At 40.9% G+C, this 12,913-nt stretch carries 10 protein-coding genes; 5 read left to right on the top strand and 5 right to left on the bottom strand.

Annotation, left to right across the window (positions count from 1 at the left end; all coding sequences use genetic code 11):
* Nucleotides 1-466: 466 nt before the first annotated feature.
* The gene (locus tag PSH41_RS19355; protein ID WP_024031324.1) at nucleotides 467-1,324 is read right to left on the bottom strand and encodes a tetratricopeptide repeat protein; all 858 of its coding nucleotides are present in this window, start codon (nucleotides 1,322-1,324) and stop codon (nucleotides 467-469) included.
* Between the two features lie 94 nt (nucleotides 1,325-1,418).
* On the opposite strand from PSH41_RS19355, the gene PSH41_RS19350 reads away from it, so the two are divergent.
* The gene (locus PSH41_RS19350; protein ID WP_273590007.1) at nucleotides 1,419-2,732 is read left to right on the top strand and encodes a M20 metallopeptidase family protein; all 1,314 of its coding nucleotides are present in this window, start codon (nucleotides 1,419-1,421) and stop codon (nucleotides 2,730-2,732) included.
* Between the two features lie 22 nt (nucleotides 2,733-2,754).
* Here PSH41_RS19350 and PSH41_RS19345 read toward each other — a convergent pair whose 3' ends face one another.
* From PSH41_RS19345 to pomA, 4 genes are all read right to left on the bottom strand, one after another.
* A complete protein-coding gene (locus PSH41_RS19345) occupies nucleotides 2,755-4,695 on the bottom strand; it encodes a DNA topoisomerase III (protein ID WP_273590006.1) in 1,941 nt (646 codons plus the stop codon).
* 50 nt (nucleotides 4,696-4,745) lie between these two features.
* Complete coding sequence (locus PSH41_RS19340) at nucleotides 4,746-5,255, bottom strand: hypothetical protein (RefSeq protein ID WP_096042163.1); 510 nt, start codon at nucleotides 5,253-5,255, stop codon at nucleotides 4,746-4,748.
* A gap of 202 nt (nucleotides 5,256-5,457) precedes the next feature.
* Entirely contained in the window at nucleotides 5,458-6,378 is a 921-nt protein-coding gene (locus PSH41_RS19335) for a flagellar motor protein MotB (protein ID WP_004586875.1), read from the bottom strand.
* Nucleotides 6,379-6,380: 2 nt separating this feature from the next.
* Entirely contained in the window at nucleotides 6,381-7,148 is a 768-nt protein-coding gene (pomA, locus tag PSH41_RS19330) for a flagellar motor protein PomA (RefSeq protein ID WP_004586874.1), read from the bottom strand.
* Nucleotides 7,149-7,463: 315 nt separating this feature from the next.
* On the opposite strand from pomA, the gene PSH41_RS19325 reads away from it, so the two are divergent.
* From PSH41_RS19325 to PSH41_RS19310, 4 genes are all read left to right on the top strand, one after another.
* The gene (locus tag PSH41_RS19325; RefSeq protein ID WP_004586873.1) at nucleotides 7,464-7,706 is read left to right on the top strand and encodes an exodeoxyribonuclease VII small subunit; all 243 of its coding nucleotides are present in this window, start codon (nucleotides 7,464-7,466) and stop codon (nucleotides 7,704-7,706) included.
* Nucleotides 7,707-7,708: 2 nt separating this feature from the next.
* Nucleotides 7,709-8,596: a (2E,6E)-farnesyl diphosphate synthase gene (gene ispA, locus PSH41_RS19320; protein WP_273590005.1), complete on the top strand. Its 888-nt coding sequence runs from the start codon at nucleotides 7,709-7,711 to the stop codon at nucleotides 8,594-8,596.
* A 102-nt stretch (nucleotides 8,597-8,698) separates the two neighbouring features.
* Entirely contained in the window at nucleotides 8,699-10,561 is a 1,863-nt protein-coding gene (dxs, locus tag PSH41_RS19315; protein WP_273590004.1) for a 1-deoxy-D-xylulose-5-phosphate synthase, read from the top strand.
* 193 nt (nucleotides 10,562-10,754) lie between these two features.
* Nucleotides 10,755-12,866 carry a hypothetical protein gene (locus PSH41_RS19310; protein WP_273590008.1) on the top strand — a complete coding sequence of 704 codons (2,112 nt, stop codon included), beginning with the start codon at nucleotides 10,755-10,757 and terminating at the stop codon, nucleotides 12,864-12,866.
* The last annotated feature ends 47 nt before the right edge of the window (nucleotides 12,867-12,913 follow it).

The raw sequence follows: 12,913 nt of genomic DNA, 5'->3' as shown, positions 1-12,913 counted from the left end.
AACTAAGCTTGGCTGTTAGAACTCAATCTGTACGAGTGCCCACACAGATGATTGCTTTATATTGTTAAAGAACGTTGCGATTAAAGCGTTAAACTTTATCTCGCTAGGGCTGCGCATCTTACGCTTTTCTATTTTTTTGTCAACACTTAACTTTGTTAAACTTGAAAGTTTTTAAAACTAAGTTTTACTCGACTCACTAAGTGGTTTGCTTGCCTCGCTAAGCGTTGCCTGCTCTGCCGTCTCAGTGGGGTCGCATTATAGGGAGAACGGATTTTTACGCAAGCGTTTTTTAATAAAAACTATAAATAAAAGCTCTTTCGTGCATTTTTCACTCTAAAGAGCCAAAAGCAGTACAAAAAACAAACTAAACCTATATGCAAAGCCCAGTTTGTTTTAAATATAACGATGTATAAAACGCAAAAAGCACCTATAAGGTGCTTTTAAGTTAATTTATTAACTGCGCATATTAATACAAAATACTATAAAGCTTTCTTCTGTATTTTGCTGCAAGTGCATCTCCATCTGGTAGAGAAGCGATAATTGCTAAAAAGCTTGCTTTAGCGTCATTAAAGTTAAGATCCTTTTTAAGTACGCTGAAGAGTGTTTCGAGTGCTTCTTCTTTTCGTCCTGCATCATTTAGCAATTGGCTTAGCTCTATTTTCAGGTCTAAGTCATTTGGGTACTTTTCTACTTGAGATTGCTTTTCTTTTATCTCTGGTGAGTCGGTAGCTTCTAGCGCCGCTTCGCATTTAGCTTTTATATTATGAAAATAAGCATCTTGCTCTTGGGCGTCAATGGTATCAATGAGTGCTTGAGCATCATCTAACTTGTGTATTTGAATGCATATATCGGCTAACACAAGCTTTATACGTGCGTTTGCACTGTCTATTTCATACGCTTGCTTTGCGTAATTAAATGCAGCATTTAGGTCCGACTTTAATAATGCTTGTTTTGCTTGTTCAAGAAGTAGGTCCTGCTGCGCTGGTAAATGCTTACTCAGGGCTTCGCGAATTTGCGCGTCTGTTTGTGCACCCGCTAATAAATCTACTGGAGCTGAATCTTTTAACAACACAAGTGTAGGTAATGTTTGCAAGCCAACCTGCTGCGCTAATTGCGAGGCGAGTGCTTGTTCTGCGTCACAATCAAGATTAGCCACTACAATATGATCTTTATATTGCGTAGCTAAATTTTCTAATATACCGATTTGGCTAATACACTCAGGACTTTGTGGCGAGTGGAAGTTAAGCAGCACCAACTTTTGTTGTGATGTTTCACCGAGTACTTGCTGAAGGTTTTGTGCGTTGATACTAACTATGTTGCTCATTGAATTAATTGCCATATTCATTTATTTAGGTTTTTATATGGAGACGAACATAATAAATACAAGTATTAAATACTTTCAAATAATGAGGGAAAACATGAAAATCACCTATCTAGCTGCAGCATTTATGATAGCAAGCCCACTTACTTACGCTAAGTCACTAAACTTAGATTTAACTAAGAGTATGCCAGCTATTGAAAAGTTTTACCTCGACTTACATCAATCTCCAGAGCTTTCATATCACGAACAAGAAACTGGCCAAAAAATAGCATCGCAATTAACAAACCTTGGGTTTGACGTAACAGATAATGTGGGCGGCTACGGTGTGGTAGGAATTTATAAAAATGGCACCGGCCCTACAATAATGATTCGTACTGATACCGATGGCCTACCAATCACAGAGCAAACCGGTAAACCTTATGCATCTATAGTACAAGTGACCAATGAGCATGGGAATAAAGTAGGTGTAATGCATGGTTGTGGCCACGATATACATATGAGCTCGTTTATTGGTACTGCTGAGCAACTTATTGCCCATAAAGATAAGTGGCAAGGAACGTTAATGATGGTTGCTCAACCTGCAGAAGAAGTTGGCGGTGGAGCAAAAGCCATGTTAAGTGAAGGCTTATTTAGTAAATATGCTAAGCCTGATCATGTTATTGCGCTGCATGTTAGTGCCAGCGTGCCTGCGGGTAAGGTATCAATGAAAAATGAATACACCATGGCAAGTGTTGATTCGGTAGATATAACTATAAAAGGTAAAGGCGGACACGGCGCCTACCCGCACACAACCGTAGACCCTGTTGTTATTGCGGCGCGTACGGTATTAGCATTACAAACAATCACAAGCCGCGAGCTTTCTCCACTTGAGCCTTCTGTTGTGACTGTGGGATCTATTCATGGTGGCTCAAAGCATAATGTGATTTCCGATGAAGTAAAACTACAGCTTACGCTTAGAAGCTACAACCCAGAGGTACGTACGGCGCAAATAGCAGCAATAAAACGTATTACAGCGGGTATTGCTCAAAGTGCTGGCCTTACTAAGTCACACTACCCTGTTGTTCACGTTCATGAAGATGAATCTATTCCATCTACTTACAATAACCCTCAGCAAACTAACATTGTTAGGAGTGCTATTGCTGATGCAATTGGCGAAACTAATGTACTTGAGACAGAAGCGGTTATGGCTGGTGAAGATTTTGGACTGTACGGTAGAACTGATGAAAACATTCCTATTACGTTATTTTGGTTAGGTGGAGTAAACCAGCAGCAATATTCAAATGCGATGAAAAGTAACCAAACACTTCCTTCATTACACTCAAGTAAATTTGCACCAGATTATAAAGTAGCATTACCGACCGGTATAAAAGCCATGAGTAACGCTGCAGTCGCATTATTTAATAAAAAATAAGCCGTATTTGAGAGCTCAGCGATTAAGTGGTTGCTGAGCTCTTTTTATAATTTGATTTTTTAAATGCTGCTTTTTTACCACCCTTAGCAAAGCGCTTTTTAGGTGGTGTTTTAGGTAGCTTTGAAAATACATGGCTATCACAACTAGCTGCTTGCTGTACAAAACCTTCAAGCTCCACCAGCAGTGGTTGTAAAAATTGTTGGTAGCTCATTGTTTGTTGAGCAATGTTGCCTAAACTCGCCTCCCATTTAGCGGTCAAATCGGGGCTAGCTAAACCCTCTGGTAAAACACTAATAAGTGCCAAGCCTGTTTGCGTAGCTTTAATTGATTTACCTTCGCGCTTTAAAAAACGACGCCTAAATAATAATTCAATAATGCCTGCGCGGGTTGCCTCTGTTCCTAACCCATCGGTCTCTTTGAGTATTTTTTTAATTTGTGAATCTTTTACATAACGACTAATGCCGGTCATGGCACTTAGCAATGTTGCATCAGTAAAATGAGACGGTGGCGTAGTGTGTTTTTCTACCACTTCACCTTTAGTGCAGTTAAGCGCCATGCCTTTTGTTAAATGAGGCAAGGTTGCTTCATCTTTTAGCTCGGCTTTGCCCATTAATACCTTAAATCCTAAGCTTACATCTTGCTTTGCATTGGCTTTAAATAAACCTCCCGCAATTGTTACCTCTACTTTAGTTTCGTTATAAATATAATCGGGGTAAAACTGAATTAGGTAATGCCTGCTAATAAGTTGATATACTTTTGCTTCATCAGCCGCCAAAGTCGCTGTTTTTAGTTGTTTAGCGGTAGGTACAATTGCATGGTGTGCAGCCACTTTTGCATCGTTAAAACATTTGCTGCGTTTTTTAGCGTCTGCCCCATTCACAAACTCAGTGTTTTGACCGCCATTAGCTGCAATTGCTTTTAAAATTGCAGGCGCATCTAAATGATGCTCTTTAGGCAAATAACGATTATCAGAACGAGGGTAAGTAATTAACTTATGACGCTCATAGAGCGTTTGGCAAATATCAAGTACTTGCTGGGCTGCCATACCAAATGCCTTTGCAGCATCTATTTGCAGTGCCGATAAATTATAAGGCAGCGGCGCGCTTTGTTTTTTTTGTTTTTGTTCAAGTGCTGTAACCTCGCCTGGTTGATTCGCTATTCGCGAGGCGACGTTTTCGGCTAATGCATTATTTAAAACGCGGCCCTCTTCATCTTGGTACGGCTCGCAGGCTTTGCTTGGTACCCACTTGGCCACAAAGCTTTGCTGCTCAGGAGTTATTAAATGCGCCAACACTTCATAAAATGGTTTTGACACAAAGTTAGCTATTTCGTTATCCCGGTTAACCACTAAACCTAAAATTGGGGTTTGTACGCGACCCACCGACAACACATTGCCAAAGCCTGCTTTTTGTCCCGCCAGCGTATAAGCACGCGTAAGGTTCATACCAAATAGCCAATCTGCACGTGAACGCGCAAGCGCCGACACACTAAGCGGAATAAATTCACGATTTGAACGCATAGTCGTAAGCGCTTTTTTTACCGCCGCTAAATTTAAATCACTTATAAGTAAACGCTGAATGCTTTGCTTTTTGGTTTTACTTATTTTGGCTTGCTCTATGACTTCATCAACCAACAATTGGCCTTCGCGATCGGGATCGCCCGCATGCACGAGTACTGATGCCTGCTTAATTAGCTTTTTTAGAATAGTTAATTGCTTACGCGTTTTCGTTTTTGCCTTGAGCTGCCATTGCTGTGGCACTATGGGAAGGTGTTCAAATTGCCACTTTTTAAAACGCGCATCATAATCATCAGGTTCAGCTTGCTCAAGTAAGTGCCCTATACACCACGAGACACAGTCACCATTAGCCACTTCTATATAACCATCGTGTTTTTTATGTGGTTTTGGCAATGCATCAGCAATAGCTCTGCCAAGTGATGGCTTTTCTGCGATATAGAGTTTCATGGGAGTTGCTCACTAACTGTTTATATGAACAGTAGTTTAGCACAGCTATTTTAGGGGGAGGGAGTTTTATATTTACTACTAATCTGGTCTTCTTTGTTTTTAACTAAAATATAAATAAGAGGGAGGTAACATACTACTACAGTAGAAATATTAATCAGAGGTAAAAGAGTTTTATACATTAAAGTACTATAAGATAAATCCCATAAATGGCGATCTACAACTCTGAACAACTGTAAAGTTGGGGCCATTACAACCACAAGTTGCCCTAATACACATTGCCATAAATAAACTTTATCTTTTAAGCCTAGATAAGCAATTAATGCCATCCAAGCAATATCATTAAAAGCCCAAATGACGTACCTGTAAATGTTAATATCTTTATCAAACGTTTTTAAAGGCTCATATATAAAAGCACCAAATAAGAAAAAAGCACTCGTGATACAAACAAACCTGAGTGCTAAATAATCTTTTCGTAGAAAAAAAATAACTATAGCTGGAAGTAAAAACAAAACCCAGCTGAGCTCAATAAATGCATATAACTCATTGAACCATCTAAACATAGTTAATCATTAGTCTTATCATCGTCACCACCAGAACCATTTCCCGGCATATAGCAATATTTATCGATTATTTTCACAGAAACACCATTACATATGTTAAAGAAATGTACTTTAAGCTAAAATAATGAGCTTGCCAAGATACTTAGGTTATTAAGTACCTTAAAAAGAAACTTAATTAGAAAAATTAGCGCCCGCTACTCGCCTAGCGCACATCAATAGGGTCTGACTCTTTAGCCTTACCTTGTAAGATTGATATTTCTACTCGGCGATTTCTACGCCTATCTTCGTTTGAATCATTCGGAACAAGTGGACGAGTATCAGCACGCCCTACTACCATCATACGGTTTTTATCAAACCCTTGTACCGTTTGTAATTCGCTTGCTACTGCTACAGCACGCTTTGACGATAAGTCCCAGTTATTAATATATAACTCGTTAGAAACCTGAAAATCATCGGTGTGACCCGATACCGTAATTTCACCAGGTACATCTTTTAATAACTCACCAATATCTTGAATTATGGGCTTAAACTTAGGTTGTAAAAAAGCACTGCCAGAGGGGAATGAGCCATTTTCACGGATACGAATAATGATTTGCTGCCCTAAAGATTCAAGCTCGATTGCACCGTCGATAATTTGTTTTTCGAGCTGTTGTGCTATTTTTTTCACTAACTCGTTAGTTTGTTCTTGATCGGCGGCTGAAGTTGCTTGCTCTGAAGATTGCTGCTGCGATGTACTACGTGACTCGCCACCACGTTTATCGCCACGTTGCTCTTGTCTACCACCAGCAGAGCTTTCATCACCCGCTTGAAACTCTAACATTTGCTGGGTCATTTCAACGGTTTGTTGCTGAATGGTTTCTATCGGGGTAGGTTCAGGCTTACCTGGGGTAAATTCCATAGCAATAACCGAGGTCCCTTTAGGGATATCTTTTACTTCTATTTTGTTTTGCACACCAAATGCAAACTTCATCGAGCCTGCTATTTGCTTAAATTTAAGTACATCCATTTCTGAAAACGCGAGCAAAAGTACAAAAAAGCACATTAAAAGCGACATTAAGTCGGCAAATGTTCCCATCCAAGCAGGCAAACCTGGGGGTGGGCATTTGCACTCTTGATCAGACATGGTTACTCCTCGGTATCTACTTTGCGCTTAGACTCAGCAAGGTAGTTTTTCAAAATACCTTCAATTACTTTCGGGTTTTGGCCATCTTGAATACCTAAAATAGCATCCAGTATTAGACGCTGATTCATGGCTTCTTCGTCTTTGCGAAGCTCCAGTTTTACCTGAATGGGAATAGCCACTACATTTGCTAAAAATGCACCATATAAAGTAGTTAATAATGCCACCGCCATTGCGGGGCCAATGGCTTTAGGGTCATCCATGTTAGATAACATAGCAACTAAGCCTATTAACGTTCCTATCATACCCATTGCAGGGGCTATATCGGCAAGTGACTTAAATAAACCGGCGCCCAGTTCGTGGCGAGTTGTGGTTAAAGAAATGTCTTTTTGAAGCGTGGCACGAACTACATCAGCATCGTGGCCATCAACGAGCATATCTACACCCTTGCGCATAAAAGGGTTTGGTATTTCGGCTTCTTCGAGGGCTAAAAACCCCCCTTTACGGGCTGAATCAGCAAGTTCAACTGCTTTTTCAATCAGCTCTTCTGGCGATTCGATTTTAAACATAAATGCTTTACCAACAACCTTACCTATGCCCAAAAACTGCGACAAGGTAAAGTTTGATAACACAATAAATAGTGAGCCACCAAATACAATTACACTAGAAGGCGCGTCGGCAAACATCCCCATTTCACCGCTACTACTCATAAACATGGACATGACAATTAAACCAATTGCGCCAAGGATCCCAATTATGGTTGCTAAATCCACATTTCCTCCAAAGTATTATACTTTGTTATTCAAACTTTTATTATTAACTGCTTATCGGCAAGATACTGAAATACTTAAGCCATTTTTGAAAAAAGTGTAAAACACCGTGTTTGGCCTAATTTTAGATCAAGATACCCTACTCGCCTAGCGACTGATTAATTTTATTGTACACAGTGAGCACTAATACGCATCTTATACATGGAAAAAATACGATTTAAACTGATATAACTCAAAAAACAACGATCATCCTTTGACCTAGTTTAGCATTCCCCCTAAAATTGGCTCCTAAATTTATCATGCTGGCTGAAATTAAACATGGCGACTAAAAAACCTGAAAACCTAAGTTTTGAACAAGCACTCGAAGAATTATCAACCATTGTCGGTGAAATGGAACAAGGTGATTTATCGCTTGAGCAGTCGTTAAAGCAATTTGAGCGTGGTATAGCCTTAGCTAACGCCTCAACGGGTAAGTTACAACAAGCAGAACAAAAAGTGTCTATTTTAATGGGCAATGACGAAAAAGCAGCGCTTACTTCATTTAACAACGATATGGAATAACCGTGAGCATACAAGAAAAAATAGAATGTGCTCAACAAGATGTCGTAAAGACCCTGCAACAGTACTTTGATCACCCCCTTGATACCGCACACACAGTAAAAGAAGCTACGCAGTACGGCTTATTTAACGGTGGCAAGCGTTTACGCCCCTTTTTAGTCTACGCAAGTGGTGAAATGCTCGGAGCTAATAAGCAAGATTTAGATATTCTTGCTGCTGCTATTGAGTGTATTCATAGCTACTCGTTGGTGCACGATGATTTACCAGCCATGGATGATGACGACCTTCGCCGTGGACGCCCAACTTGCCATATAGAGTTTGACGATGCGCATGCAATTTTAGCGGGCGATGCACTACAAACATTAGCCTTTGAGCTTATCTCGGCTCACAATTTTACCTGCAGCGCATCAACACAAGTAAAAATGATCAGCGCACTGGCTAAAGCATCGGGGCTTGAAGGCATGGTAGGCGGGCAAGGGCTAGATATTGCAGCCACAGATAAAGTGATTACAGTACAACAGCTTGAACGAATTCATAAATTAAAAACGGGTGCCTTAATCAACTGTGCCATTACATTGGGTGCATTATGTAGCGAAAAAGCAGACAAACAAACCTTAGAAAACTTACGTGTTTTTGGGTATGCTATAGGGCTGGCATTTCAAGTGCACGACGACATTTTAGATGTTGAAGGTGACACATTTACTTTAGGTAAGCCACAAGGCTCTGATTTAGCTGCTAATAAAGCAACTTATCCGGCCCTATTAGGTATGCAAGGTGCCAAGCAAATGGCGCAAAATTTAATAGAGCAAGCGCATCAAGCATTAAACAAAATAGATGCTGATACCTCTGTTCTAGCGGCGCTGGCAAACTACCTGATTAAACGTGACCATTGAGTGTTACATATACGTATTGCCATTTAGCACTGACATTATTACTCAACAGCGGTAACAACTAATAAGTTAGCACCGGTGTTAGCGAAGGATAAAATAAATACCATGACACTTGATAGTAGCAAGTATCCATTACTTAACTTGGTTGACGAACCAGCCCACTTACGCGATATAGCGCAAGATAAACTCCCTGCGTTTAGCAACGAGTTACGAGACTATTTACTCAACTCTGTTTCGCAAAGTAGCGGCCATTTAGCGTCTGGTTTAGGAACTGTTGAGCTTACCGTTGCTCTACATTATGTGTATAACACACCAGAAGATCGCCTTGTATGGGATGTAGGCCATCAAGCGTACCCGCATAAAATTTTAACGGGACGACGCGATTTAATGCATACAATTCGTCAAAAAGACGGATTACATCCATTCCCTTTTCGTGAAGAAAGCCAATACGATACCTTTAGCGTAGGCCATTCAAGTACCTCTATTTCGGCAGCACTTGGTATGTCTATTGCGGCTCAAAAAGAAGGCAAAGGCCGCAAAACTGTTGCCGTTATAGGCGATGGTGCCATTACAGCAGGTATGGCATTTGAAGCCATGAACCACTTAGGCGATGTAAAATCTGACATGTTAATCATTTTAAATGATAACGAAATGTCGATTTCTGAAAACGTCGGAGCGTTAACTAATCACTTTGCGCGTATTTTATCTGGCAGCTTTTACACAAACATTCGCGAAGGCAGTAAGAAGTTACTCTCTGGCGTGCCTCCTGTTAAAGAACTTGCCAGTAAAGTAGAAGAGCACCTAAAAGGAATGGTTATTCCAGGTACCTTTTTTGAAGAACTCGGTCTTAATTACATTGGCCCAATTGATGGCCACGATGTAAATATGCTCGTAGATACACTGCGTAATATGCGTAATTTAAAAGGGCCTCAGCTTTTACATATAAAAACTCAAAAAGGAAAAGGCTATAAACCCGCAGAAGCTGATCCTATTGGCTATCACGGTGTGCCAAAGTTTGACCCTAATACATCAAGCTTACCTAAATCTAAACCTGGCGCCGCCACTTTCTCTAAGGTGTTTGGTGACTGGTTGTGTGATATGGCCGAGCAAGATAAAAAATTAATGGCTATTACCCCGGCAATGCGTGAAGGCTCAGGTATGGTGCGTTTTTCAAAAGAACACCCAGAGCAGTATTTCGATGTAGCTATAGCTGAGCAGCACGCTGTCACATTGGCCGCCGGTTTTGCCTGTGAAGGGTTAAAACCCGTTGTAGCTATTTACTCGAGCTTTTTACAACGTGCGTATGATCAACTTATCCATGATGTTGCACTGCAAAACTTACCTGTGCTTTTTGCTATAGACCGCGCTGGTATTGTAGGCGCCGACGGCGAAACACACCAAGGTGCTTACGACTTAAGCTTTATGCGCTGTATTCCCAACATGGTTATTATGGCCCCAAGTGATACTAACGAGTGCCGCCATATGCTTTATACCGGTTATAAGGCTAATTGCCCTGTAGCAGTTCGCTACCCTCGTGGTAGTGCCGGTACTGCCGATATTCAAAGCGAAATGACGCTACTAGAAATAGGCAAAGCCAATACCATTAAACAAGGCGCTAAAATTGCTATTTTATCCTTTGGTACTTTGCTTGAAAACGCGCAAATTGCTGCAAATGAGCTAGGTGCAACGCTAGTTAATATGCGCTTTATTAAGCCACTTGATACAAGTTTATTAGATGAGCTTAGCCAAACTCATGATGTAATAGTAACGCTTGAAGACAACGCTATTTGTGGTGGCGCAGGCTCAGCGGTTAATGAATATTTAGCAGCGCAAAAAGCCAACCTAAAGGTGCTTAACTTAGGTATTCCTGATGAATTTATTAAGCACGGCACACAAGCGCAAATGCACGATGAAATGGGCTTAGGCGAACAAGGCATTTTAAATTCAATAAAATCGTTTATCGCTTAATTATTTTTGCTAGCTAGTTTTTAAAGGGAGCCTGATGGCTCCTTTTTTGTTTTTTATTTTTTAAATTTTTGCATCCAATGTGTATTTCTACGCGTTATCCCTATGAGGTTAACACAGTAAATAGTACGTACTGAGGAGTATAAACAGGCACGTTATTTACTTTCATTTGATGGAATATTAAAAGGTAAAAATGATGAAAAAAGCTAATTTAACTCACTTTCATACACAAAACAGTTCACTTAAACGCCCCCTTTGTTTTTCAGCATTAGCGCTTGGGATAGTACTTGGTATTTCAGGGTGTAGCGGTGATGATGGAGAAAACGGTTTAGCCGGTACGCCGGGAGCAGATGGTCAAGATGGAAGCGATGGCACAAACGGTAACCCCGGCTTTAGTGCAGCCACGTTTATTTTAGCTAATAACGGCGAGCAAAACGCAGGCACTGTTGATTTAATAAACCAGGACGCTGCCAAATTAAAAACCTTTAATACCACTGCAAATGAAGGCGTAGCCTTTGATAGCCTCGGTAATTTAATACAAGCAAGCGACAGCGAAAATGGTAGCATTAAAACTATATGCCAACTTGCCAATCGCGATGATGGTGCAAGCTTTAGTACTAATCAAGACCGTGAAATTACAGGCCCTGCCACTACACTGGTTAATCCTAAGGGCATAGCGATCGCAAAAAATAGCGGGCTGATATTTATAGCTGATTTTGGTGCCATGCAAATTACCACATTTGGCAGTGCTGCAGCGGGAGATGCCGCGCCGCTTGCTACCACTGTTACCGAAGCCGCCCCGTGGGATGTTGATTATGACCACGTAAACGACCGACTTTATGTAGCACTTACCAACGGTGATGTCGCGGTTTATGATAATTTTGTAAGCGGTGAATTTACCGCTATGCCAAGTCGTACTATTACACCAAGCGATGCCGATGGTGTGCAAATATCGGTAAATATTCACGGCATTGTTTATGATGAAACCACCAATAAACTTATTTTATCGGATGTTGGTAGCGCATCAGATGCTACCGATGGCGCGCTTTTTGTTATTAATAATGCCTCAGGTGCGCAAGGTAATACATCTGTTGCACGCAGTATTTCAGGCCCTGCGACTATGCTAGGCAACCCTGTAGATATTACCCTTGAGGGTAGTGATTTACGTGTGGCCGAAAAATCAAACGATGCAATTTTAGTGTTTAGTAATATATTTGCCGGTGAAAGTGGCGATATAGCGCCCGATTTAAGTACTGCGTCTACTAAGCCAGAGTCAATTACTAACACGCTAACTCAAAGCTCAATGGCTGATATATCAGATAGTACTGAGCCTAATATGGCGCTATTAGGCGTAGCCGTATCCAGTAATCCAAGCACTGCGGGTGATACAACAGGCCAAATTAGCCGTTTAAATACAGCATTAAGTAGCGAACTTGCAAGCTATAATGCAAGCCAAACGATAGAAAGCGTTAGCTTTGATAAAGCAGGTAATAGCTACGCAACATTCGATAATGCCAGTACAGGAATGGGCGGAATCGTCATCTCTACTAAAGTGGCTTATAACCGTGATGGCGAAACATTTAACGCCAGCCAAGATAGACTGATTTCAGGAAGCAATACAGGCCTTATTTCACCTAAAGGATTAGATATTGCCTCCGATAGTGGAATGATTTTTGTGGCTGAAAATAATGAAACCACGCCGAGCATTGCTATATTTTCAAGCTGTGCCACCGGCGACGTATCACCTCTTATGACCTTAACTTTTGCCAATAATGCACGCCCGTGGGATGTTGATTACGACAGTAACACTGACCGCGCTTTTGTTGCGCTAACTAATGGCACTGTAGCGGTATTTGATCAAGTTAAAAATAAGCTACTAAGTGGCGAGACCACAATAAGTACAGAAGATAGATTAATTACACCTGCCAATAATTCACAAGCACTAGCTGGGCCTACCAATATTCATGGAATAGATTACGACTCATTAAGTGGTGCGTTAATACTTTCTGATGTAGGCAGCGCAGCCGTTGCTGACGATGGCAAAATTTATGTATTAAATAATACCGCAAATGCCTCGGGGCTAGTCAATATAAGCGCGACGATTAGCGGGCCCAATACATTATTAGGAAACCCTGTTGATATTATGTATAGCGGAACCGATTTATATGTTGCCGAAAAGTCTAACAACGTAGTTATGCGCTTTAATAATATTTTAAGTACCGCAGGGGGAGATATAAGTGCCGATGCAAGTATGGCATTTAGTGCTCCTGAGTCAGTGGCTATTTTACCAGTGTGGCTAAACCAGTAATTAAATAGCGTTACCCTCACCATGCCTAACCTACTTTTGTAGGTTGG

This window comes from Pseudoalteromonas sp. CST2 (assembly GCF_028599385.1).
GTDB classification, from domain to species: Bacteria; Pseudomonadota; Gammaproteobacteria; order Enterobacterales; family Alteromonadaceae; genus Pseudoalteromonas; species Pseudoalteromonas atlantica.
Note: the sequence above shows the minus strand (reverse complement) of the source record. Positions and strands in the feature narration are given on the sequence as shown.

Bases quoted from the DNA above. Each gene is read 5' to 3' on its own strand.
- PSH41_RS19355 (WP_024031324.1), bottom strand. From the start codon at position 1,324: ATGAGCAACATAGTTAGTATCAACGCACAAAACCTTCAGCAAGTACTC.
- PSH41_RS19350 (WP_273590007.1), top strand. From the start codon at position 1,419: ATGAAAATCACCTATCTAGCTGCAGCATTTATGATAGCAAGCCCACTT.
- PSH41_RS19345 (WP_273590006.1), bottom strand. From the start codon at position 4,695: ATGAAACTCTATATCGCAGAAAAGCCATCACTTGGCAGAGCTATTGCT.
- PSH41_RS19340 (WP_096042163.1), bottom strand. From the start codon at position 5,255: ATGTTTAGATGGTTCAATGAGTTATATGCATTTATTGAGCTCAGCTGG.
- PSH41_RS19335 (WP_004586875.1), bottom strand. From the start codon at position 6,378: ATGTCTGATCAAGAGTGCAAATGCCCACCCCCAGGTTTGCCTGCTTGG.
- PSH41_RS19325 (WP_004586873.1), top strand. From the start codon at position 7,464: ATGGCGACTAAAAAACCTGAAAACCTAAGTTTTGAACAAGCACTCGAA.
- dxs (WP_273590004.1), top strand. From the start codon at position 8,699: ATGACACTTGATAGTAGCAAGTATCCATTACTTAACTTGGTTGACGAA.
- PSH41_RS19310 (WP_273590008.1), top strand. From the start codon at position 10,755: ATGAAAAAAGCTAATTTAACTCACTTTCATACACAAAACAGTTCACTT.